Here is a 23,445-nt window from a genome sequence, read left to right on the forward strand (position 1 = left end):
TGTCAGGCCCCCTTCGCGAGCCCGCTCGCGAAGGGGTCAGTCGCATCAATGCTAATTCAGGCCTCAGGCCAGAACGCCCGAATCCCCGCCACACCCTGAGCCCCGGCATTCCATGCTTTTTCGCGCTCCGCCGGGCCGACTCCACCCAACAGGAACACCGGTTTGCTGAAGCTTTCGATCAGCGTCGACGCCTGCTCCCAGCCCAACGGTTGTGCATCCGGGTGAGTCAGGGTCGGCTGCACTGGCGACAGGGTGACGAAATCCACGCCCATCTGCTCGGCCAGCGCCAGTTCTTCAGCATTGTGGCAGGACGCCGCCAACCAGCGCTCCGCCGGCAGCGGACGCCCCGCGGCCGCGTACTTGCGCAACTGCGCCGAAGTGATGTGCCAGCCAGCGGCCGGGAAATCGCCCAGCCACTCGAACGGGCCCTTGATCATCAACTGCGCCTTGCCGGCGCACAGTCCGACCGCGTCTACCGCAAGGTCGCGGTATTTCGGGTCATAACCATTGGGCGCACGCAGCTGGATCAGCTTGATGCCACCGGCGATTGCCTTCTGGATGCCGCGCAGCAAGGCCGGGGTTTCCAGGTCTTCCGGGGTGATCAGGTATTCGGCGGGCAGACGCGCGGCCGCGACGATCGGCTGGTTGGCCGCCGGGAATTCGTAATCCGTCAGCTCCTTGGCCGAAACCCAGGCCAATGGCTGGCCTTCGGCACCATGGGGTTCGCCGGTAAAGCTCGAGACTTCCCAGACATCCAGCAACACCTGTTTGTCCGGGTAATCGTGGCGCACCTTGATCAGCGGCCGCGCGGCGCCGACGACAATGCCCAACTCTTCGTGCAGCTCGCGGGCCAATGCTGTTTGCACCGACTCATCGGCTTCGACCTTGCCACCGGGAAATTCCCAGAGGCCGCCCTGATGCTGGGTATCGGCACGCCGGGCGATCAGAATCTTGCCGCTGCCGTCACGAATGACGGCGGCGGCGACGTGTACACGTTTCACGACTGCAATTCCTCCAGTCCTGCCTTTTGCCAAGCCTTGAAGGCCGGCCACTGGTAGACGGTTTCAACATAGGCTTCATCATCGGCCGACAACTTCACCTGATAGGTGCGCAGGCGCACGGCAATCGGTGCGAAGAACGCATCGGCCAGCGACACCCGACCAAACAGGTAAGGCCCAGGCTCGGTCGCGACGGCGCGGCATTCGGCCCACAGCGCGAGCATGCGCTCGACATCGACCTTCACTTCCGGCGGCACCGGGTTGAGCGGCGCGTCGTGGCTCAGGTTGAACGGCATGTGGTTGCGCATGGCGAAGAAGCCGCTGTGCATCTGCGCGCAGGCGGATCGCGCCTGGGCTCGGGCGAAGATATCGGTCGGCCAGAGTTGTTCGGAAGGAAACTGCTCGGCCAGGTATTCGGCAATCGCCAGAGAATCGGCGACGGTGCCACGGGCGGTTTTCAGCAGCGGCACCTTGGCGGTCGGCGAGTGCGCCAGCAGCCGCTCGCGGGTGTCGGGCTTGCCGAGTTTGACCAGTTCTTCGGTGTAGGGCGCGCCGGTCAGTTCAAGCGCCAGTGCCGCGCGCAGGGACCAGGAGGAAAGCAGTTTGTCGCCGATGATCAGGTGAAGGCTCATGTTCGGGTCCTTTCATGGGACAGAAGAAAAGGAGGTCCGCAGACCTCCCTCTTCGGCAGGGATCAGGTGCGGTATTCGGCGTTGATCTTCACGTACTCGTGGGACAGGTCGGTGGTCCAGATGGTTTCGCTGCAATCGCCGCGACCCAATTCGATACGGATGGTGATTTCTTCCTGCTGCATCACCGCCGAGCCCTGGGCTTCGGTGTAGGTCGCGGCGCGGGCGCCACGGCTGGCGATGCACACGTCACCGAGGAACACGTCGATCTTGCTCACGTCCAGATCCGGCACGCCGGCACGGCCGACGGCGGCGAGGATGCGGCCCCAGTTCGGGTCGGAGGCGAACAGTGCAGTCTTGATCAGCGGCGAGTGGGCCACGGTGTAGCCGACGTCCAGGCATTCCTGGTGATTGCCGCCGCCGTTGACTTCAACGGTCACGAACTTGGTCGCGCCTTCGCCGTCACGCACGATGGCCTGGGCCACGTCCATGCACACCTCGAACACGGCCTGTTTCAGCTTGGCGAACAGCTCGCCTTCGGCACGGGTGATTTCCGGCAGCGCAGCCTTGCCGGTGGCGATCAGCATGCAGCAGTCGTTGGTCGAGGTGTCGCCGTCGATGGTGATGCGGTTGAACGACTTGTTGGCACTGTCCAGCATCAGGTTTTGCAACACGTCGCGGGAGACTTTGGCGTCGGTGGCGATGTAACCGAGCATGGTCGCCATGTTCGGACGGATCATGCCCGCGCCTTTGCTGATGCCGGTGACGGTGATGGTCACGCCGTCATGCTGGAACTGGCGGCTGGCGCCTTTTGGCAGCGTGTCGGTGGTCATGATGCCGGTGGCGGCGGCTTCCCAGTTGTTTTCCGACAGATCGTCCAGCGCGGCCTGCAAGGCGCCTTCGATCTTCTCGACCGGCAGCGGCTCGCCGATCACGCCGGTGGAGTAAGGCAGGATCTGGCTGGCATCAACGCCGGTCAGTTCAGCCAGTTTGGCGGTGGTGCGCTCGGCAGCAGCCAGGCCTGGCTCGCCGGTGCCGGCGTTGGCATTACCGGTGTTGGTCAACAGGTAGCGCACCGGGTTCTGCACGCGTTTCTTGGCCAGGATCACCGGCGCTGCACAGAAAGCGTTCAACGTGAACACGCCCGCCACGGTGGAGCCTTCGGCGCAACGCATCACGACGACATCCTTGCGCCCCGGGCGCTTGATGCCGGCCGAAGCGATACCGAGTTCAAAACCGGCAACCGGGTGCAACGTTGGCAAAGGACCAAGACCAACAGCCATGAATGCGCTCCTTACTCAATGATGTCAGCACCGCCAAGCGTAGTGACGGTGGTGTAAATGGCAAAACGCCGCGACGGCTGGTGCCGGTCGCGGCGCGGGTATTTCAGCGATTGAAACGGGTTTTACTGGATCTGCCCGTGGCAATGCTTGAATTTCTTGCCCGAACCGCAGTAGCACAGTTCGTTGCGGCCCAGCTTCTGCTCGTTGCGCACCGGGGCGGTGGCGAGGGCCACATCGACCTCTTCACCGACCAGTTCCGGTTGCGCTTCCAGGCCAGGAGCCTCGGCGTGTTCGAACTGCATGCGGGCGGCCAGTGCTTCGGCTTCCTGACGCAGGCGTTGTTCTTCTTCGGCCGGATCTTCGCGGCGAACCTGAACGTGCGACAGCACACGGATCGAGTCGCGCTTGATCGAATCCAGCAGCTCGGAGAACAGCGTGAAGGACTCGCGCTTGTATTCCTGCTTCGGGTTCTTCTGCGCATAACCACGCAGGTGGATACCGTGACGCAGGTGATCCATGGTCGACAGGTGGTCTTTCCACAGGTCGTCCAGAACGCGCAGCACGATCTGCTTCTCAAAGGAACGCAGGGCTTCGGCGCCCGCCTGGTCTTCTTTTTCGTTGTACGCGGCGATCAGCTCGTTCATCAGCTTCTCGCGCAGGGTTTCTTCGTACAGGTGATCGTCTTCGTCGAGCCATTGCTGGATCGGCAGCTTCACGCCGAAATCGCTGGCGATCGACGCTTCCAGACCGGCCACGTCCCACTGCTCTGGCAGCGATTGCGGCGGAATGTGCGCGCTGACGGTGGCGTTCAGGACGTCCTGACGGAAATCAGCGATGGTTTCGCCGATGTTGTCCGCGGCCAGCAACGTGTTACGCATGTGATAGATCACTTTACGCTGTTCGTTGTTGACGTCGTCGAACTCGAGCAGTTGCTTGCGGATGTCGAAGTTGCGGCCTTCAACCTTGCGCTGCGCCTTCTCGATGGCGTTGGTCACCATACGGTGCTCGATGGCCTCGCCAGGCTGCATCCCCAGGGCTTTCATGAAGTTCTTCACCCGGTCAGAGGCGAAGATGCGCATCAGGCTGTCTTCCAGCGACAGGTAGAAGCGGCTGGAACCGGCATCGCCCTGACGGCCGGCACGGCCACGCAGCTGGTTATCGATACGACGGGATTCGTGACGCTCGGACGCGATCACCTGCAGACCGCCGGACTCCAGCACTTGCTGGTGACGCTTCTGCCAGTCGGCCTTGATCTGGGCGATCTGCTCAGGGGTCGGGTTTTCCAGCGACGCGACTTCAACTTCCCAGTTGCCGCCCAAAAGGATGTCGGTACCACGACCGGCCATGTTGGTAGCGATGGTCAGGGCGCCCGGACGACCGGCCTGCGCGATGATTTCAGCTTCTTTTTCGTGGAACTTGGCGTTCAGAACCTTGTGTTCGATGCCTTCCTTCACGAGCAATGCGGACATGTGCTCGGAGGTTTCGATGGTCGCAGTACCCACCAGTACCGGACGACCGGCAGCCATGCTTTCCTTGATGTCGTTGACGATCGCCGCATATTTCTCTTCGGCGGTCAGGAACACCAGGTCGTTGTAGTCCTTACGGGCCAACGGTTTGTTCGGCGGAATGACCATAACGTCCAGACCATAGATCTGGTGGAATTCGAATGCTTCGGTATCAGCGGTACCGGTCATGCCGGACAGCTTGGTGTATAGACGGAAGTAGTTCTGGAACGTGGTCGATGCCAGAGTCTGGCTTTCGGCCTGGATATTCAGGTTTTCCTTGGCTTCGATGGCCTGGTGCAAGCCTTCGGACAGACGACGACCCGGCATGGTGCGACCGGTGTGCTCGTCGACCAGCACGACCTGGCCGTCTTGCACGATGTATTCGACATTGCGGTTGAACAGCTTGTGCGCACGCAGGCCGGCGTAAACGTGAGTCAGCAGACCCAGATTATGCGCCGAGTACAGGCTCTCGCCTTCAGCCAGCAGGCCAACACTGGCGAGTTGCTCTTCGATGAACTGGTGACCGGCTTCGTTGAGTTCGACCTGACGGGTCTTCTCGTCGACGGTGAAATGGCCTTCCTGGGTGACTTCGCCTTCGACTTCTTCGACGTGCAGCTTGAGTTTCGGGATCAGCTTGTTGATCTCGATGTACAGCTTGGAGCTGTCCTCGGCCTGACCGGAAATGATCAGCGGGGTACGCGCTTCGTCAATGAGGATGGAGTCGACTTCGTCGATCACGGCAAAGTTGAGTTCGCGCTGGAATTTCTCTTCCATGCTGAACGCCATGTTGTCGCGCAGGTAGTCGAACCCGAATTCGTTGTTGGTGCCGTAGGTGATGTCGGCGGCGTAGGCGGCGCGCTTCTCTTCCGGCGGCTGGAACGGCGTCACGATGCCGACGCTCAGACCGAGGAATTCATACAGCGGACGCATCCAGTTGGCGTCGCGGCGGGCCAGGTAATCGTTCACGGTCACAACGTGCACGCCCTTGCCGGACAGCGCGTTGAGGTAAACGCCCAGAGTACCCACCAGCGTCTTGCCCTCACCGGTGCGCATTTCGGCGATCTTGCCTTCGTGCAGGGTCATGCCACCGATCAGCTGGACGTCAAAGTGGCGCATGCCCATGACACGCTTGCCGGCTTCACGGGCGACCGCGAAGGCTTCGGGCAACAGCTTGTCGAGGGTCTCCCCCTTGGCAATGCGGTCCTTGAACTCTGCGGTCTTGGCGCGCAGTTGATCGTCCGAGAGGGCGACCATCTTCTCTTCGAAGGCATTGACGAGCTGCACCGTCTTGAGCATGCGTTTGATTTCACGCTCGTTCTTGCTTCCAAAAAGTTTCTTTAACAAAGGCGCAAACATATCGGCAGGATCTTCCACACTAAAGGGATGGAGGGCGGCCCCGTGAGTCGCCCGTGCAGCCCTCATGGCCGCATGCGAACGAGCATTCTACCCGGAAACGGTGGTGAGGAAAGTGGGGATATTCCACGATGCTGGCACTGCGCTTTGACGGGGCTCACTTAAAATAGGGGCGTTTTGCTCAACTTCAAGCCGTACAGCGAAGAAGTTAGTCGTTGATTTAATGGGCAAAGCAGGGACAAAAGCAATGGGCGAGTGAAATGGCTGCCATCTGCTACCATGGCGCCTCTGTCACTTCAGGTCCTAGATCATGGCATTTCGCCCTCTCACAGCCAGAGCGCCCGCCGTTCTGCTACGCGAAGCCAGACCGCTGAAAGCCATCCTCGGTCATGCCCAGCGCCTGGCCCATCTGCAACGTCTGCTCGAAAGCCAGCTGCAACCTGCCGCCCGTGAACACTGCCACGTAGCCAAGTGGCGCGGAGGCGAACTGTTGCTGATCGTCACCGACGGCCATTGGGCCACGCGCCTGCGCTATCAGCAGAAACGCCTGCAACGGCAACTGCAGATGTTCGACGAGTTCGCCAATCTGACGCGAATCAAGTTCGCCGTGCGGCCACCGACCATCCAGCGCGAAGCGAGCGGACCGACGATCGACCTGTCAACGGATGCGGCGGCGACCATCCAGGCCACCGCCGACGGGATCAGCGATCCGAATCTGCGAGCGGCACTGGAACGACTGGCCGCCCACGCCAAACCCAAAACCTGAGCCTTGTTGATCAGCGGCGTTTGCTGCCGCCGAGCAATGAACCCATCAGACCGCGCACCAACTGTTTGCCCAGCGAATTCGCCGCCTGGCGCATCGCCGACTTGAGCGCCTGCCCCGCCGCCGTGCCGAGGAATTCTCCGGCCTTGTCCGCCAGACTCGGCTCTTCAGCCGCCGTTTTGCCCGGCGCCGCTTCAGCCTCGGGTGCCAGCCCCTTGCGCCCCATCAGGATTTCATAGGCCGACTCGCGGTCGATCGGCTTGTCATAACGGCCCTTGAACGGCGAACCGGCAATCAGCACCGTGCGCTCGGTCTCGGTCAACGGCCCGATCCGCGATTGCGGCGGTGCCACCAGCACTCGCTGAACCATTTCCGGCGTGCCCTTCTCCTGCAAGGTGCCGACCAGAGCCTCGCCAATCCCGAGTTCGGTGAGCACCGACAAGGTGTCGAACGCCGGATTCGGCCGGAAGCCGTCCGCCACCGCCCGCAGGGATTTCTGTTCCTTGGCGGTGAACGCGCGCAGGCCGTGCTGGATCCGCAGCCCCAGTTGCGCCAGCACATCGTCCGGCAGATCGCCCGGCGACTGGGTGACGAAATACACGCCCACGCCTTTGGAACGGATCAGCCGCACCACTTGCTCCAAGCGCTCTTGCAGCGCCTTGGGCGTGTCGCCGAACAACAAATGTGCCTCATCGAAAAACAGCGCCAGCAGCGGTTTGTCGGCATCGCCGCGTTCCGGCAGTTGTTCGAACAGCTCGGCCAGCAGCCACAGCAGGAACGTCGCGTAGACCTTCGGCGCCTCATGCACCAGACGACTGGCATCCAGCAGATGGATGCGGCCGCGACCGTCAGCGGTCGGTTGCAGAATGTCTTCCAGTTGCAGCGCCGGTTCGCCGAACAACGCTTCGGCGCCCTGCTGCTCCAGCGTGGCCAGACGCCGCAACAGCGCCTGGCTGGAGCCGGTGGTGAACAGCGCCGCGTCTTCGCCCAACAGCTGCGGATTGTCCTTGAGGTGGTTGAGCAGCGCTTTCAGGTCTTTGAGATCCAGCAGCAACAGGCCTTCGCGATCCGCCACCTTGAACGCTGCGTACAACGCCGATTGCTGGCTGTCGGTCAGTTCCAGCAGCGCGCCGATCAGCAGCGGGCCCATTTCACTCAACGTAGTGCGCAACGGATGACCGGACTGACCGTGAATGTCCCACAGGGTCACGGGATACGCCTGAGGCGTGTGCTTGAGCCACGGCATGCCGGCGATGCGCTCGGCGATCTTGCCCTGGGGGATGCCGGCAGCACCGAGGCCGCACAGGTCGCCCTTGACGTCGGCGGCGAACACCGCGACCCCGGCGTCGCTGAACGCCTCGGCCAGACGCTGCAGGGTGACGGTTTTGCCGGTACCGGTTGCGCCGGCCACCAGTCCGTGACGGTTGGCCAGGCGCATGGCCTGGGCGATCGGTTGCCCGGCGAGGTCAGCGCCGATTACAAGTTGCGAAGATTCAGGCATTTGGTCACCCAATGGTTAATCTTTGATCGAGCATGGCCGATAGCTAAAGGTGACAGATGCGACTGACATCCGCATCGGAGATTTCCCTAAGGAGAAGCGGAAATACCTGCTTGTACCCATCAAGCCCACCTGGCGAGTATCTATAGAAGCACGCCCTGAATAATAAGACCTTAGCGGAACCCCAAGCCATGAACAAAAATCTGCGTTTCAGCCATAAAATCCTGCTTGCCGCCGCCCTCATCGTCATTGCCGCCTTCGCCTCGTTCACGCTGTACAACGACTGGTTGCAACGCAATGCGATCCGCGAGGACCTGGACAATTACCTCAACGAGATGGGCGAGGTCACAGCCGACAATATCCAGACCTGGCTCAGCGGGCGCATCCTGCTGATCGAGAACGCGGCCCAGAACATCGCCATCAACCCCGACCCTGCCGCCGTCGCCAGCCTGCTGGAACAGAAAGCCCTGACGTCGACCTTCATGGCGTCTTACCTCGGCGATGCTACCGGGCACTTCACCATCCGCCCGGATGCGAAGATGCCGGACGGTTTCGATCCACGTGTTCGTCCTTGGTATAAAGGTGCGGAAAGCAGCAGCACCTCGACCCTGACCGAACCGTACATCGACGCCGCCACCGGCCAGACCATCATTTCCATCGCCACCGCCGCGAAAAAGGCCGGTCAGAGCGTGGGCGTGGTGGGCGGCGACCTGAGCCTGCAAACCCTGATCAACACCCTCAGCGCCCGGGACTTCTCCGGCATGGGCTACGCGTTCCTGGTCAGCGCCGACGGCAAGATCCTGGTGCACCCGGACAAGGCCCTTGTGATGAAGTCACTGAAGGAAGCCTATCCGCAGGACACCCCGCGCATCAGCAGTGACTTCAGTGAAGTCACCGTCGACGGCAAGACCCGCATCGTCAACTTCACCCCGATCAAGGGCCTGCCGTCGGTGAACTGGTACATCGGTCTGTCGGTGGACAAAGACAAAGCCTTCTCGATGCTCAGCGAATTCCGCGCTTCGGCCGTGATCGCGACCGTGATTGCCGTGGCGATCATCATCGCCCTGCTCGGCATGCTGATCCGCATTCTGATCCAGCCGCTGCACGTGATGACCCGTGCCATGGAAGACATCGCCGACGGCGAAGGCGACCTGACCAAGCGTCTGACCATTCAGAATCAGGACGAATTCGGCGTGCTCGGCACCGCGTTCAACCGTTTCGTCGAGCGTATTCACGGCTCGATTCGCGAAGTGTCATCGGCCACCGGCCAGGTCAACGAAGTCGCCCTGCGGGTGGTCGCGGCCTCGAACTCGTCGATGTACAACTCCGACCAGCAAGCCTCGCGCACCAACAGCGTGGCTGCGGCGATCAACCAGCTCGGCGCCGCCGCCCAGGAAATCGCCCGCAATGCCGCCCAGGCCTCGACCCAGGCCAGCGACGCCCGCGGCCTGGCTGAAGACGGCCAGCAAGTGGTGGAGCGCAGCATCAAGGCCATGAATCAGCTTTCGAGCATGCTCAGCGCATCGAGCAGCAATATCGAATCGCTGAACAGCAAGACCGTGAACATCGGCCAGATCCTGGAAGTGATCACCAGCATTTCCCAGCAGACCAACCTGCTGGCGCTCAACGCGGCCATCGAAGCGGCACGTGCCGGTGAAGCCGGTCGCGGCTTTGCGGTGGTGGCGGACGAGGTGCGCAACCTCGCCCACCGCACCCAGGAATCGGCGCAACAGGTACAAACCATGATCGAGGAGCTGCAAGTCGGCGCCCGCGAATCCGTGAGTACCATGAGCGACAGCCAGCGCCACAGCCAGGACAGCGTGGACATCGCCAACCTCGCCGGCGAACGCCTGAACAGCGTGACCCAGCGCATTGGTGAAATCGACGGGATGAACCAGTCGGTGGCTACCGCAACCGAGGAACAGACGGCTGTGGTCGAGTCGATCAACGTGGATATCACCGAGATCAATACGCTGAACCAGGAAGGTGTCGAAAACCTGCAGGCGACGTTGCGGGCTTGCTCGGATCTGGAGCAGCAGGCTTCGCGATTGAAGCAACTGGTTGGCAGCTTCCGCATTTAAAGCCGCTCTGCCGGTCGTCTTCGTCGTTCACAACTGTCCGACGAAGACGACCGACAATCCCTCCGAAACCGGCCTTGCACCCCACCGCGAAACCCCGACCGAACATCTATTCTTGATAAAGGTCAACCAAGGGAGATCAACGCGGAGGGACGTTCACCGTGCATATCGCCGACATCACCATGTTCTACGCCCCGGCCAGCGGTGGCGTGCGCACCTATCTGGATGCCAAGCACCGCCGGCTGGGAGTCAAGCCCGGCATCCGCCACAGCCTGCTGATTCCCGGCGCGCACTTGGGCGAACGCGATGGCGTCTACACGGTTCCCGCCCCCGCCCTGCCCTTCGGCAAGGGCTATCGCTTTCCCCTGCGCCTGGCTCCTTGGCGAAACGTCCTGCAGGATCTGCAGCCTGATCTGATCGAAGTTGGTGATCCGTACCTCACCGCATGGGCTGCGCTCGATGCGCGTCGACAACTCGATGTGCCAGTGATCGGCTTCTATCACTCGGATCTGCCGCTGCTGGTGGGCAACCGCATGGGCCACTGGGTCACGCCGAATGTCGACGCGTATGTGCGCAAGTTGTACGGCAATTTCGACCGAGTGCTGGCACCCAGCCAGGTGATGGCCGACAAGCTCAGCGGGTTGGGCGTGCGCAACGTCTTCGTGCAACCGCTGGGCGTTGATCTGCACACCTTCCACCCGGATGCCCGCGACGCCGGGTTGCGCAGCGAACTGGGGATCGCCGAGGACACGCGCCTGCTGATCTTCGCCGGTCGCGGTTCCAAGGAGAAAAACCTGCCGGTGCTGCTCGATTGCATGAAACGCCTGGGCCCGCGTTATCACCTGTTGCTGGTCGGCTCGTCGATGCCGGCTTCCGTCCCGGACAATGTCAGCGTGATCGACCGGTTCTGCCCGGCCGCGCAGGTCGCACGGCTGATGGCCAGTGCCGACGCGCTGATCCACGCCGGCGATCAGGAAACCTTCGGTCTGGTGATTCTGGAGGCCATGGCCTGCGGCATTCCGGTGGTGGCGGTGGCGGCCGGAGCGTTCGAAGAAATCGTCAGCGAATCCTGCGGCCTGCTCTGCGCGCCGAACAGTGCGCAAGCCATGGCCAATGCCGTGCGCGAACTGTTCAGTCGCGGGACTGGCGTACTCGGCCAGCAGGCACGCCAACATGTCGAACGGCATTACGCCTGGGACACGGTGGTCGACAGCCTGCTGAGCCATTACCACGCGGTACTCGGCGATTCGGTTCCTCGGGTGGCCAATGGCTGAATTTCACGAGCGCCCGGCGGTAATGCTGGTGCTGCATGACGTGGCGCCCTCCACGTGGGCCGATTATCGAGCGTTCGTCGAAGCCGTTGACCGGTTGGGCAACGTCCCGATGACGTGGCTGGTGGTTCCGGATTTCCATCGACGCGATGCACTTGAAGCCCATCCAGCGTTCTGTCGAAGGCTCGACGAGCGCGTCGCACGCGGCGATGAACTGGCCCTGCACGGCCATTTTCATGAAGACACCGAGCCCGGCCCGCGCACGGCGCGCGACTGGTTCATGCGCCGGGTCTACACCCATGAAGGCGAGTTCTACCAGTTGTCCCGGGAAGCCGCCCTCGCCCGCCTGCGCCCGGGCATCGATCTGTTTCGGCGCCACGACTGGCCGCTGCACGGTTTCGTCGCCCCGGCCTGGCTGATGAGCGACGGCACGCGCCAGGCATTGCGCGAATTGCCGCTGCGCTACACCAGCGATCCGCAGCATCTTTATCACTTGCCGGATTTCACCGCGGTCGAGGCCCCGGGACTGGTCTGGAGCGCACGCAGCGCCTGGCGTCGCGGCATGTCGAAGGTCATCAGCGAACAGCGAGAGCAGCGCTGGCGCCAGGCGCCAGTGATTCGTCTAGGCTTGCACCCGGTGGACATGCGCCACCGCTTTTCCCGGGATTACTGGTGGCGCACCCTTGAACGACTGCTCGCGGACGGACGTGTGCCCATGACCAAAATCGACTGGCTGACGCGCCAGCGCACTCAAGCCGAGCGTGCCGCTTGAGTCGCGGCATTCTGTTGCTGATCGGCCTGCTGGTGGCCGTGGCGGTGCCCGTCCTGCTCGGGGGCGGCGAGACCTGGGGGCGCCTGCAGGCGTTTCCGCTGCGCTGGCTGTTGATCATGTTCGCCATGGTTCTGCTGTGCTGGGGCATCAACACCTTGCGCCTGCGGCTGTTGCTCGGCGATCAGCGTGACCGGGTCACACCCCTCAAAAGCCTCGGGGTGGTGATGGCCGCCGAATTTGCCTGGTGCGCCACACCCGGCGGCAGCGGAGGACCGTTGACGATCATGGCGCTGCTGGCGCGCAGCGGCGTGCGTCCGGCCCGGGGCAGCGCCGTGTTTGCGATGGATCAGTTGAGCGATCTGCTGTTCTTTCTCTGCGCCCTGAGCGGAATTCTGATCTACGCGCTGTTCCAGCATCTCAGCGACCGTATGGAATGGCTGCTGATCGTCAGTGCCCTGTCGTTGACCGGCGGCCTGTTCAGTTGCGTGCTGGTCGCGCGTTATCACCGTCGCTTGATTCGCCTGAGCGGGCGCCTGCTGGCCGGGATGAACGTCGAACCGCGTACCCGACGGCGCTGGGCACGGCAGTTGCTGCACTTTCTTGCCGCTTTCACCGATGCGCTGAAATTACCGTGGCAGACATTGATCAAGGTGTTCGTCCTGACCTGCGTGCACTGGTCGCTGCGTTACAGCGTGCTGTATCTGGCGTTGCGCGGGCTGGGGACGGATGTGCAGTGGGCCTGGACGTTTCTGATCCAGATGCTTTCGCTGGGTGCGGGGCAATTCAGCCTGTTGCCGGGCGGTGCCGGTGCAGCGGAATTGACCTCGGCGGCGCTGTTGGCGCCGATGGTCGGCAAATCGACCGCGGCGGCGGCGATCCTGATCTGGCGGGTGGTGACGTATTACTTCTATCTGCTGGTCGGTGGCCCGGTGTTTCTACTGATGCTGGGCCGGCCATTGCTGAAAAAGCTGCTGAGCGTCAGACAGGCTTCTTGAGGTCATCGTCTTCGTCCTTGAGTTGTTCCCACAGTTCGGCAGCGCCGGGAAACTCCGTGCCATCCTCCGGGCTCAGGTCATCCGGGTCATAGCGGCTGAGGCAGCCCTCGCCGAGCGTGGCGGGCGCCTTGGAAGTGACTTTGTCCAGTGGATCGCTCATCGGTAATGTCCTCAAGGTCCGTGGATCGTTCCCACGCTCTGCGTGGGAACGCAGCCCGGGACGCCCTGCGTCCCAAAGCAGACGCGGAGCGTCTGAAGAGGCATTCCCACGCAGAGCGTGGGAACGATCCTGAATCAGAACACCACGGTCTTGTTGCCGTGCACCAGCACGCGGTCTTCCAGGTGATAACGCAGACCACGGGCCAGCACCATCTTCTCGACGTCACGGCCGAAACGCACCATGTCTTCGATGCTGTCGCTGTGGCTGACACGCACCACGTCCTGCTCGATGATCGGTCCGGCGTCCAGCTCTTCGGTCACGTAGTGGCAGGTCGCACCTATCAGCTTCACCCCGCGCATCGAAGCCTGGTGGTACGGCTTGGCACCGACGAACGACGGCAGGAAGCTGTGGTGAATGTTGATGACCTTATGCGCGTATTCGCGGCACATGTCCGGCGGCAGGATCTGCATGTAGCGCGCCAGCACCACCACTTCGGCATCGTGCTGCTTGACCAGGCGCGACACTTCGTCGAAGGCCGGTTGCTTGTCCTGCGGATTGACCGGCACGTGGTAATAAGGAATGCCGTGCCACTCGACCATGCTGCGCAGGTCGTCGTGGTTGGAAATCACGCAGGAAATCTCGCAATCCAGCTCGTCGCTGTGCCAGCGGTGCAGCAGGTCAGCCAGGCAGTGGGATTCGCGGCTGGCCATCAGCACCACGCGTTTTTTCTGCTCGGTGTCGGTGATGCGCCAGTCCATCGAGAACTCTTCGGCGATCGGTGCAAACTTCTCGCGCAACACCTCGATACCGAAAGGCAGGGAATCGGCACGGATTTCGTGACGCATGAAGAACCAGCCGACCTGGTTATCCGAGTGGTGGCTCGCTTCGGTGATCCAGCCATTGTGGGCCGCCAGAAAGTTACTGACTTTGGCAACGATGCCAACGCGGTCCGGGCAAGAAATCACCAGCCGAAAAGTGCGCATGAGGGGGAAACTCCAGAACTTCGCAAAGGCGGCCATTCTAGCGACTGCGCGGAAAAACTGCAGTATTGATGACCCTCGAAGCCTCACGGCAGGCCGCCGCAGCTTTTTTGACGCCCTCAAACGCCAGAATGATGGCGCAGTAATAGCCATGCATGAACAGGCTTGTGTGAATATCTGTGAAGACTCCATCACATTATTTAACTGAACATTCAATTCACGGCTTTTCAACGTAACTAATTCAAATAAAAACCCCGGTTAAATGTTTACTTGATGAAACAGCCTGACTATTATTGCCGCACTGTCCCCTGCCATCGCGCACTCCCACATAAGGTAGTAATCATGTCCTTGATCAACGAATATCGCGCCACCGAAGAAGCTATCAAAGAGCTGCAAGCCCGTTTGAAGAACCTGTCGCAAGACGACAAACTGCAAGCCGAGCTGGAATTCGAAGGCAAACTGCGCACACTGATGGGCGAATATTCCAAATCCCTGCGCGACATCATCGCGCTGCTGGATCCAGAGTCCAAAACCAAAGCACCACGTGGCGGCGCAGCCAAAACTACCGGCACCAAGCGTGCTCGCAAAGTTAAACAATACAAAAACCCGCACAACGGCGAAGTCATCGAAACCAAAGGTGGCAACCACAAAACTCTGAAAGAGTGGAAAGCCAAGTGGGGCGGTGACGTGGTTGAAGGCTGGGCTACCCTGCTGGGCTAAGCCGCAACCCTTGTCGCAGAGCGCTTCTGTGACACAAAAAAACGCCAGCGAATGCTGGCGTTTTTTTATGCACGGCATTCAAGATGCCGGACATGTTCGATTTCAAAGATCCAAACGTTTGCGCAATGCCTGGACATAGTTCTGCCATTCAACCAACACCTCGGCCTGCATCGGCGCAGCACTAAGCAGCCATTGCTCCATGGCCTCGGCAAAAGATTGCAAGGTATTAGGGGCGCCCCACTCCGGCGCGGACAAGCGTTGCCGGCAAAAGATTTTCCAGCGTTCTTGCTCTTCGAAATTCAACGTATCGGGAAAGTTACGTGCTCGATATCGAAACAACAATTCAGGCAAACGTTCATCATCGAACGGCCATTGCTCTCGCGCCAATTGAGCAGGATCGGTCGTCCTCACTTGCTCACATAAACGACGATCGCGATCACCGATAAATCCGTCGTACAACTGTTGTTCGGGATCTTCACTCGAGGTGAAATCTTCGCTGGCATAAATCGCCGAGACTTTATCTTTCCAAACTTGTTGTGCGTCACTTAGTCGCAATGCACGCGCCTGATACAACGCCATGTCCAGACCCAGACGCTGCTGATCTTCAGCCCTCAGGACCGACAACGGCGCCACCACCGGGCACTTGTTGATGTGAATCAGCTTGAGCGGCACCGGCAACTCGCCTTCGGCCAGATCGTCACGCCGGGTATACAGGCGCTGGCGCAATGTTTCGGCATCCAGGTCGAGCAGGCCCTGCGGGTCCAGGTGCAGATCACAGACAATCAGCGCATTCTTGTTGCGCGGATGCCAGGCCAGTGGCAGCACCACGCCGACATAACTGCGCGCAGCGGAGAAACGACCGGAGATGTGCACCATCGGCTGCAACAGACGAATCTGGTCCATGACCTTCTGTTTGCTGCGCAACTGGAACAGCCAGTCATACAACTTCGGCTGCTTCTCGCGGATCAACCGGGCCAGGGCAATGGTGGCGCGTACGTCCGACAAGGCTTCGTGAGCATTGCCGTGGTCGATGTTGTTGGCGGCGGTCAGGCGTTCGAGCTTGAGCGTCACCTTGCCTTCGTCATCGGTCGGCCAGACCAGCCCGTCCGGGCGCAACGCATAGGCGGCTCGTACTACATCGATCAGGTCCCAGCGACTATTGCCGCCCTGCCATTCACGGGCATAGGGATCGAAAAAGTTGCGGTACAGGCTGTAGCGGGTCATCTCGTCGTCGAAGCGCAGGGTGTTGTACCCAGCGCCGCAGGTGCCGGGAGCCGCGAGCTGAGCGTGAACCCGGGTCATGAAGTCGGCTTCGCTCAAGCCCTGTTCGGCGAGGCGGCTCGGGGTGATGCCAGTGATCGCGCATGCCGCCGGGTGCGGAAGGATGTCTTCGCTGGGCTGGCAGTAGAGATTGACCGGCGCGTCGATTTCGTTGAGTTCGTGGTCGGTGCGGATCCCGGCCACCTGCAACGGGCGGTCGCATCGGGGATTGATGCCGGTGGTTTCGTAGTCGTACCAGAAAATGGAAGTCACGGGCGGTTCCTGAACTGAAGATCGGCAAAGTCTAGGCGTTCGACTGCGGTCGCGGCCAGCGCCGCATCATTCAGTCACCTTTGGTTGAACGATGTGTATGACATAGTTATGTCGTTTCCCCCCGAGAGACTGCTAGCATCGGACGCACTTGCATCCCGATCCGGCAACATCAGGTAGCCCATGCTCGAGACCACAGCACCGCCAAGGAAAGCACCGCTGGCCCCGCCACTGGACACGCGGCACCAGGTCGAAACGCCGGAAGGCATCGACCTGCCGCTGCGTCCCGCCGGCCTGATGGTGCGTGCTGTGGCGTTCACCCTCGATCTGGGGTTGCGCGGGCTGATTTTGGGCCTGCTGCTCATGGTGCTGGCGTTGCTCGGCAAACTCGGTATCGGCCTGGGCTCACTGCTGCTGTTCGTGGTGAGCTGGTGGTACATGGTGTTGTTCGAGGTGCTGCGTGAGGGCCGCTCACCGGGCAAGCAATGGATGGGCCTGCGGGTGGTGCACGACGACGGCACACCGGTCGGCTGGTCAGCCTCGCTGCTGCGCAACCTGCTGCGTTTTGTCGACCTGATGCCGTTCGGCTATTTCCTCGGTGCGATCAGTTGCCTGCAACACCCGACCTTCAAACGCCTCGGCGACATCGCTGCCGGCACGCTGGTGATCTATAGCGAACGCCCGCTCAAGCGCCCGCAATTGCCCGATGCCGAACCCCGCCGCTCGCCGGTCCCGCTGACCCTGACTGAACAACGCGCCCTGCTCGCTTTCGCCGAGCGCCAGGGTGAACTGTCGACGGCGCGGGTCAACGAACTTGCTGCATTACTCGCCCAGCCACTGCACATCAGTGCGCCGAAAGCCGTCGGTGAACTCAACGGCATCGCGCGCGGCCTGCTGGGTCCGTCATGAAGCAAAGCCTTTTCGAAACTCGCCACAAGGCCGAATGGGAGCGTTTCACCCTCGCCCTCGAACGTCTGGAACGCGGCAAGGACACTTCGCAGGTAGCGGAATTTCCCAAGGCTTATCGCCGACTCTGCCAGCACTTGGCGCTGGCGCAGGAACGTGGCTACAGCAGTTTTCTGGTCGACTCGCTGCAACAGCAAGTGCTGCGCGGCCATCAACAGCTTTATCGGCATCGAAGTCAGCTCGGCGCTAACGTGCTGGGTTTCATCCTCGCCGGCTTTCCACGGTTGGTGCGCGCCGAATGGCGCTTCGTGCTGGCCGCCGCCCTGTTGTTCTTCGGCAGCCTGGCCGGTTTCGGTTTGCTGGTTTTCCTGTTTCCGGAGCTGGTCTATAACCTGATCCCCGCCGATCAGGTGCGCGAAATGCAAAGCATGTACGACCCCGCCGCCGGCCATCTCGGGCGTTCGGCCGAACGCGCGGCGAGCGAAGACTGGGTGATGTTCGGTTACTACATCATGCACAACATCGGCATCGCCTTTCAGACCTTCGCCAGCGGTTTGCTGCTGGGGGTGGGCAGTGCGTTTTTCCTGTTCTACAACGGGCTGATCATCGGCGCGGTGGCCGGCCATCTCAGCGAGATCGGCTTCGGCCAGACCTTCTGGTCGTTCGTGATCGGGCACGGTGCTTTCGAACTCAGCGCCATCGCCCTGGCCGGTGCGGCAGGACTGAAACTGGGCTGGGCGTTGATCGCGCCGGGACGCCTGACACGAATCGAAGCCCTGCAGATTGCGGCGCGCCAGAGCATCCTGCTGATCAGTGGCGTGATGCTGTTTCTGTTGATCGCCGCGTTTATCGAAGCCTACTGGTCGTCGCGCACCGGGGTTTCGCCGCAGACCAAATACCTGGTCGGCGCCGGGCTCTGGCTCTGCGTGGCGCTCTATCTGCTATTCGCCGGAAGGACCCGTCATGCGCCTGAGTGATGCGACCGTGGCGATCCGTCCGCGCACCACCTGGGAAAGCATGGATCTGGGCGTGCTCATGAGCCAGCAGCACCGGCGCCTGCTGATGACCAGTTGGGCCATCGTCACACTGCCGCTTTTCGCGGTGCTCAGCCTGTTGTTTTGGGATTCGCCGTCACTCGCCGTGTTCATCTTCTGGTGGCTGAAACCGGCCTACGAACGCTTGCCGCTGTACATCCTGTCCAAGGCACTGTTCGGCGAAACACCCACCTTGAAACAGGCCTTGCGCCAATGGCCGCGCCTGCTAAAGCCGCAACTCCTCGCCAGCCTGACCTGGCGCCGCTTCAGCCTGAGCCGCAGCTTCCTGCTGCCCGTGCTGCAACTCGAAGGCCTCGACGGCACCGCCCGCCAGCAGCGTTTACAAGTGCTGTTGCAACGCAATGCCGGCGCCGCGCAGTGGCTGACGATCATCGGCGTGCATCTGGAAACGGCACTGTGGATCGGCCTGATGGTGTTGTTCTACCTGCTTCTGCCGCAACAGGTCGAAACCGATTGGGACTGGCAAAGCCTGATCTTCGCGGCCGACTACGAATGGCGCTGGCTGGAGCATCTGACCAATGCGTTCCATGCGCTGATCCTTGTCATCTGGGAACCGGTGTATGTCGCCTGCGGGTTCAGCCTGTATCTGAACCGCCGCACCGTCCTCGAAGCCTGGGACATCGAACTGGTGTTTCGCCGTTTGCGCCAGCGTTTGAACAGCAGCGCAATCGGCTTGCTACTGGTGGCGTGTCTGCTGTTGCCGGGGTTGCCCTCAGCCTGGGCTGTCGATCCTGCCACGGCTCCGGATGCGCCGCGCCTCTTGAACCAGCCTTTGACCAGCGAGGCGTCCCGCAACAGCATCAAGGCCTTGCTCGAACAACCGCCGTTCAAGAACAAGGAAACCGTCACCCGTTATCGCTTCGGCGAAGATCCCGCTGCTGCCGAAAAACCCAAGGAAGGCGAAGCACCGCCATGGTTGAAGACCCTGCTCGACTGGCTGAACGGTCGACACCTCGACGGTCTGGCCAAGGCGATCGAAGTCGTGCTGTGGGGCGCAGTTATCGCCGGGCTTGGCTGGCTGGTCTGGCGTTATCGGGATTTTCTGCAAGCGTTCGTCGGCCGCCGTCCGCGCCTGCCCGAACAGATCAAAAGGCCCTTGCCGCAACAGGCCTTCGGTCTGGATCTGCAAAAGGAAAGCCTGCCCGATGACATCGCCAGCCACGCGGAGCAACTCTGGCAAACCGAACCGCGTGCGGCACTGGGTCTGCTGTACCGGGCACTGCTCAGTCATCTATTGCACGACTTCAACCTGACCCTCAAACCCGCCGACACCGAAAACGAAGTGCTGGCCCGGATCGAACAATTGCAGCGACCGGACCTGCTCACTTATAGCCGTCATCTCACCGGCCACTGGCAGAACATGGCCTACGGGCACCGCGTACCGGCGGCGCATCTGCAACAGGAATTGTGTGATGGCTGGCGCACCCTGTTCGGCCACGGAGTTGCCCGTTGAGCCGGCGCACGCTCTGGCTTTTGGGTGGCGCGCTGATCGTCGCCCTGCTCGGTGCGCTGGGCATTTATCTGTACCTCAAAGCCACGCCTTACCAGGCCGAGGTCGATCACGGCCCGTCCCCCGCCGCACAAGCCAATCCCTATCTGGCGGCGGAGATGTTTCTGCGTGAACGCGGAATCGACGTCAGTCATGCCGAAAGCCTCGCCGTGTTGCCCGACATCGACCCGCGCCAGCACACGCTGCTGATGTTCAACGACCGCTCGAAAATGACCCCGCGCCAGGTCGATCAGGTTCTGAACTGGGCCCGGGCCGGCGGAAGGCTGGTGTTCGTCGCCGAATCGATCTGGGATGAGAAGACCGGACAGAGCAACGACCTGCTGCTCGACCGCGTGCAACTGCATCAATCCTTCACCAAGGATCTCAAGGGCACGCCACCGGATGCCGCCGAAGATCCTTACCCCAACCTGACCAAGCTCTATCTGGAAGACGAAGACGCGCCCGCCTATGCCGGGTTCGACACCGCGTTCCACCTCGACGACCCGAAAAACCTCGCCCAGGCCTGGGCCAACAGCGCGAAAGCCACGCACATGATGCAACTGGCTTTCGGCCTCGGCACGATCACCGTGGTCACCGATGCCGACCTGTGGAAAACCCCGGCGATTGCACAGCACGACAATGCCTGGCTGCTCTGGTACCTCAGCGCCGACACCGCCGTGACCTTGTTGTACAACACCGAACACGACGGTCTGTTGACCCTGCTCTGGCGCTATTTCCCGCAAGCCATCGTCGCCCTGTTGGCGCTGATCGGCCTGTGGCTGTGGCATGTCGGCGTGCGTCACGGACCGTTGCAAGCGCCGGCTCCGAGTGGTCGCCGGCAGTTGATGGAACACCTGCGCGCCAGTGCCGATTTCATCCTGCGTCACAACGGTCAACAGACCTTGCTGCAAGCGTTGCAGCAGGACGTCCTGCGCCGCGCCCGCCATCGTCATCCCGGTTTCGACCAACTGAACGTCGCCGAACAATGGCTGGTGCTGTCGCGCCTGACCCGCCAGCCGACCCGTGCCATCAGCCAGGCCCTGAGCCCGGCACCGAAGCGGCGTATGTCCAGCGCCGAATTCTGCCGTCAGGTCGCTCACCTGCAAGCCTTGAGGAACACGCTATGACCGAACACATCGAACCCGGCTCGCCCGGCCACGCGGCCCAGCAACGCCAGCGCGCGAGCCAGTTGGCGCAAGCGGTGCGCGGTGAATTGCAGAAGGCGCTGATCGGCCAGAACCCGGTGATCGACGACGTGCTGACCGCGCTGATCGCCGGCGGTCACGTGCTGCTCGAAGGCGTTCCCGGCCTCGGCAAAACCCTGTTGGTACGCGCCCTCGCTAAGTGCTTCGGCGGCGAGTTTGCACGTATCCAGTTCACCCCGGATCTGATGCCCAGCGACGTCACCGGCCACGCGGTCTACGACTTGCAGACCGAGCAGTTCAAACTGCGCAAAGGCCCGTTGTTCACCAACCTGCTGCTGGCCGACGAGATCAACCGCGCCCCGGCCAAGACGCAAGCCGCCCTGCTCGAAGCGATGCAGGAACGTCAGGTCACCCTCGAAGGCCGGGCCCTGCCGATCGCCCAGCCGTTCATGGTGCTCGCCACGCAGAACCCGATCGAACAGGAAGGCACTTACCCGCTGCCGGAAGCCGAACTCGATCGCTTCATGCTCAAGGTGCGCATGGATTATCCCGACGCCGATCAGGAGCTGGACATGGTGCGTCAGGTCAGCCGCTCGACCCGCGCCGATATGCTCGACGTGCAACCGCTGCGCACCGTGTTGCAGGCCAAGGATGTGCAAGCCCTGCAACGCATCGCCAGCGATCTGCCGCTGGACGAGCAGGTACTCGATTACGCCGTGCGCCTCGCCCGCAGCACCCGCACCTGGCCGGGGCTGACCCTCGGCGCCGGGCCACGTGCCTCCATTGCACTGGTGCGCTGCGCCCGCGCCCGAGCCCTGTTGCGCGGCGGTGAATTCGTGATTCCCGACGACATCAAGGGCTGCGCACTGGCGGTGTTGCGCCATCGCGTACGCCTTGCGCCGGAGCTGGACATCGAAGGGCTGCAAGTCGATCAAGTCCTTCAGCAACTGCTCGACCAAGTACCGGCGCCGCGCCTGTGAAACCCTCGCGCCTGCTGTTGATCTGGCTGGCGACCCTGCTGGTCATCGGCATTGTGCTGGGCGCGTTGCAGGCGCTGGACGTCGAGGTGCCATCGAGCCTGCTGTCGATCAACTGGGGATTGTTGCTGGCGCTGTTTGCGCTGAGCCTGCTGGACGCGCTGCGCCTCAAGCGCCTGCCCTCGCCCCGCGTGCAACGACAGATGCCCGACAGCCTGGCCCTCGGTCGCTGGAGCGAAATCCGGCTGGAAGTCGAACACGACCTCGACCCACCACTGGCCATTCAACTCTTCGACCACGTACCCGACGGCCTCAGCCATGAAAACCTGCCGCTCTCCACCGAGCTGCAACCCGGCCAGCGTAGCCTGATCGGCTATCGCCTGCGCCCGCTCAAGCGCGGCTACTTCACTTTCGAAACCTGCGAACTCAACTTGCCGAGCCCCTTCGGCCTGTGGTCCGGCAAACGCCTGCTGAACATCACCGACCACACCCGCGTCTACCCCGACTTCGCCCGACTCTACGGCGGCCAATTGCTGGCGGTCGACAACTGGCTCAGCCAGCTCGGCGTACGCCAGCGCCAAGGCCGTGGCCAAGGGATGGAATTCCATCAACTGCGAGAATTTCGCGAAGGCGACAGCCTGCGCCAGATCGACTGGAAAGCCACCGCCCGCCACCGCACACCGATTGCCCGGGAATACGAAGACGAACGGGATCAACAGATCATTTTTATGCTCGACTGCGGGCGACAGATGCGCAGTCAGGACGGCGAGCTGTCGCATTTCGATCATGCGTTGAATGCGTGTCTGCTGTTGAGTTATGTGGCGCTGCGGCAGGGGGATGCGGTGGGCTTGTCCACCTTCGCCAGCGATCAGCCTCGGTTTATTGCACCGGTCAAAGGTACGGGGCAGCTCAAGGTGTTGCTCAACGGTGTTTATGATCTGGATAGCACGCGACGTTCGGCGGATTATCCGGCGGCGGTGGATCAGTTGTTGGCCAGGCAGAAGCGTCGGGCGCTGGTGGTGTTGGTGACTAATGTGCGGGATGAGGTTGATGAAGAGCTGCTGACTGCCATGACACAACTGGGCAGGCAACACCGCGTACTCATCGCCAGCCTGTACGAAGAAAGGCTCGAAGACGTGCGGCTGACTCCGGTTCAATCGCTGACGGAAGCGCTGGCCTATTGTGCAACGGTGGATTACTTGAACGGCACGGCAAGACTCCATGAGCAGTTGAGGATTCATGGAGTACCGATCATCAATGCCCGGCCCACCGAACTGGGCGCCGAGTTGGTGGCCCGATATCTGGCCTGGAAAAAAGGCGAGGCCTTGTGACTTCCGG

The 23,445-nt window shown here is 61.8% G+C and carries 20 protein-coding genes and 1 pseudogene; 13 read left to right on the top strand and 8 right to left on the bottom strand.

The features are described 5' to 3' along the window. Positions 1-56: 56 nt before the first annotated feature. The 4 genes from EIY71_RS02360 to secA all read right to left on the bottom strand — a co-directional run bounded on the left by EIY71_RS02360 (position 57) and on the right by secA (position 5,771). The gene (locus EIY71_RS02360) at positions 57-1,001 is read right to left on the bottom strand and encodes a Nudix family hydrolase (RefSeq protein ID WP_129973137.1); all 945 of its coding nucleotides are present in this window, start codon (positions 999-1,001) and stop codon (positions 57-59) included. Further along, positions 998-1,630 carry a glutathione S-transferase family protein gene (locus EIY71_RS02365; RefSeq protein ID WP_102687247.1) on the bottom strand — a complete coding sequence of 211 codons (633 nt, stop codon included), beginning with the start codon at positions 1,628-1,630 and terminating at the stop codon, positions 998-1,000. The genes EIY71_RS02360 and EIY71_RS02365 overlap by 4 nt, the downstream gene beginning before the upstream one ends. Before the next feature lie 62 nt (positions 1,631-1,692). Next, positions 1,693-2,910 carry a bifunctional glutamate N-acetyltransferase/amino-acid acetyltransferase ArgJ gene (gene argJ / locus EIY71_RS02370; RefSeq protein WP_129973138.1) on the bottom strand — a complete coding sequence of 406 codons (1,218 nt, stop codon included), beginning with the start codon at positions 2,908-2,910 and terminating at the stop codon, positions 1,693-1,695. A 122-nt stretch (positions 2,911-3,032) separates the two neighbouring features. Further along, the gene (gene secA, locus EIY71_RS02375; protein ID WP_085745213.1) at positions 3,033-5,771 is read right to left on the bottom strand and encodes a preprotein translocase subunit SecA; all 2,739 of its coding nucleotides are present in this window, start codon (positions 5,769-5,771) and stop codon (positions 3,033-3,035) included. A 307-nt stretch (positions 5,772-6,078) separates the two neighbouring features. On the opposite strand from secA, the gene EIY71_RS02380 reads away from it, so the two are divergent. Continuing rightward, the gene (locus EIY71_RS02380; RefSeq protein WP_134020346.1) at positions 6,079-6,534 is read left to right on the top strand and encodes a DUF721 domain-containing protein; all 456 of its coding nucleotides are present in this window, start codon (positions 6,079-6,081) and stop codon (positions 6,532-6,534) included. A gap of 10 nt (positions 6,535-6,544) precedes the next feature. Here EIY71_RS02380 and EIY71_RS02385 read toward each other — a convergent pair whose 3' ends face one another. Beyond that, positions 6,545-8,032, bottom strand: a complete 1,488-nt coding sequence (locus EIY71_RS02385) for a helicase HerA-like domain-containing protein (RefSeq protein ID WP_129973139.1) — start codon at positions 8,030-8,032, stop codon at positions 6,545-6,547. Between the two features lie 188 nt (positions 8,033-8,220). Here EIY71_RS02385 and EIY71_RS28885 point away from each other — a divergent pair. The 5 genes and pseudogenes from EIY71_RS28885 to EIY71_RS02405 all read left to right on the top strand — a co-directional run. Next, positions 8,221-9,252, top strand: a pseudogene (locus tag EIY71_RS28885) (cache domain-containing protein); the annotation flags it as partial. 93 nt (positions 9,253-9,345) lie between these two features. Beyond that, positions 9,346-10,110 carry a methyl-accepting chemotaxis protein gene (locus EIY71_RS28890; protein ID WP_371855245.1) on the top strand — a complete coding sequence of 255 codons (765 nt, stop codon included), beginning with the start codon at positions 9,346-9,348 and terminating at the stop codon, positions 10,108-10,110. A gap of 158 nt (positions 10,111-10,268) precedes the next feature. Next, positions 10,269-11,381, top strand: a complete 1,113-nt coding sequence (locus EIY71_RS02395; RefSeq protein WP_085745215.1) for a glycosyltransferase family 1 protein — start codon at positions 10,269-10,271, stop codon at positions 11,379-11,381. Next, positions 11,374-12,150 (top strand): DUF2334 domain-containing protein, encoded by a 777-nt coding sequence (locus EIY71_RS02400; RefSeq protein ID WP_085745216.1) that lies wholly within the window; start codon positions 11,374-11,376, stop codon positions 12,148-12,150. Before EIY71_RS02395 ends, EIY71_RS02400 begins: the two co-directional genes overlap by 8 nt. After that, positions 12,147-13,145 carry a lysylphosphatidylglycerol synthase transmembrane domain-containing protein gene (locus EIY71_RS02405; RefSeq protein WP_085745217.1) on the top strand — a complete coding sequence of 333 codons (999 nt, stop codon included), beginning with the start codon at positions 12,147-12,149 and terminating at the stop codon, positions 13,143-13,145. Before EIY71_RS02400 ends, EIY71_RS02405 begins: the two co-directional genes overlap by 4 nt. Here the strand turns inward: EIY71_RS02405 and EIY71_RS28520 are convergent. Together EIY71_RS28520 and purU are read right to left on the bottom strand one after the other, a co-directional pair. Continuing rightward, on the bottom strand, positions 13,129-13,305 hold the full coding sequence (locus tag EIY71_RS28520; protein WP_166673414.1) for a hypothetical protein: 177 nt from the start codon (positions 13,303-13,305) through the stop codon (positions 13,129-13,131). The two genes, EIY71_RS02405 and EIY71_RS28520, sit on opposite strands and share 17 nt — an antisense overlap. A 134-nt stretch (positions 13,306-13,439) precedes the next feature. Continuing rightward, complete coding sequence (gene purU / locus EIY71_RS02410) at positions 13,440-14,288, bottom strand: formyltetrahydrofolate deformylase (protein WP_011335666.1); 849 nt, start codon at positions 14,286-14,288, stop codon at positions 13,440-13,442. 339 nt (positions 14,289-14,627) lie between these two features. On the opposite strand from purU, the gene mvaT reads away from it, so the two are divergent. Continuing rightward, complete coding sequence (gene mvaT / locus EIY71_RS02420; RefSeq protein ID WP_007951234.1) at positions 14,628-15,005, top strand: histone-like nucleoid-structuring protein MvaT; 378 nt, start codon at positions 14,628-14,630, stop codon at positions 15,003-15,005. A 102-nt stretch (positions 15,006-15,107) separates the two neighbouring features. Here mvaT and sbcB read toward each other — a convergent pair whose 3' ends face one another. Further along, entirely contained in the window at positions 15,108-16,538 is a 1,431-nt protein-coding gene (gene sbcB, locus EIY71_RS02425) for an exodeoxyribonuclease I (RefSeq protein WP_102687244.1), read from the bottom strand. A 180-nt stretch (positions 16,539-16,718) separates the two neighbouring features. Here sbcB and EIY71_RS02430 point away from each other — a divergent pair, with 180 nt between their 5' ends. Genes EIY71_RS02430 through EIY71_RS02455 form a run of 6 tightly spaced genes read left to right on the top strand, consistent with a single transcriptional unit; the run spans position 16,719 to position 23,438 of the window. Beyond that, positions 16,719-17,444, top strand: a complete 726-nt coding sequence (locus EIY71_RS02430) for an RDD family protein (RefSeq protein ID WP_085745220.1) — start codon at positions 16,719-16,721, stop codon at positions 17,442-17,444. Then, entirely contained in the window at positions 17,441-18,418 is a 978-nt protein-coding gene (locus tag EIY71_RS02435; RefSeq protein ID WP_134020349.1) for a stage II sporulation protein M, read from the top strand. The genes EIY71_RS02430 and EIY71_RS02435 overlap by 4 nt, the downstream gene beginning before the upstream one ends. Beyond that, complete coding sequence (locus EIY71_RS02440; RefSeq protein ID WP_134020352.1) at positions 18,405-19,949, top strand: DUF4129 domain-containing protein; 1,545 nt, start codon at positions 18,405-18,407, stop codon at positions 19,947-19,949. The genes EIY71_RS02435 and EIY71_RS02440 overlap by 14 nt, the downstream gene beginning before the upstream one ends. Beyond that, positions 19,946-21,112, top strand: a complete 1,167-nt coding sequence (locus EIY71_RS02445; protein WP_102687240.1) for a DUF4350 domain-containing protein — start codon at positions 19,946-19,948, stop codon at positions 21,110-21,112. Before EIY71_RS02440 ends, EIY71_RS02445 begins: the two co-directional genes overlap by 4 nt. Then, positions 21,109-22,110 carry a MoxR family ATPase gene (locus tag EIY71_RS02450; RefSeq protein ID WP_102687239.1) on the top strand — a complete coding sequence of 334 codons (1,002 nt, stop codon included), beginning with the start codon at positions 21,109-21,111 and terminating at the stop codon, positions 22,108-22,110. The genes EIY71_RS02445 and EIY71_RS02450 overlap by 4 nt, the downstream gene beginning before the upstream one ends. After that, positions 22,107-23,438, top strand: a complete 1,332-nt coding sequence (locus EIY71_RS02455; protein ID WP_134020355.1) for a DUF58 domain-containing protein — start codon at positions 22,107-22,109, stop codon at positions 23,436-23,438. Before EIY71_RS02450 ends, EIY71_RS02455 begins: the two co-directional genes overlap by 4 nt. The last annotated feature ends 7 nt before the right edge of the window (positions 23,439-23,445 follow it).

It is taken from the genome of Pseudomonas sp. CH235 (genome assembly GCF_004368175.1).
Taxonomy (GTDB): Bacteria; Pseudomonadota; Gammaproteobacteria; order Pseudomonadales; family Pseudomonadaceae; genus Aquipseudomonas; species Aquipseudomonas paraglycinae.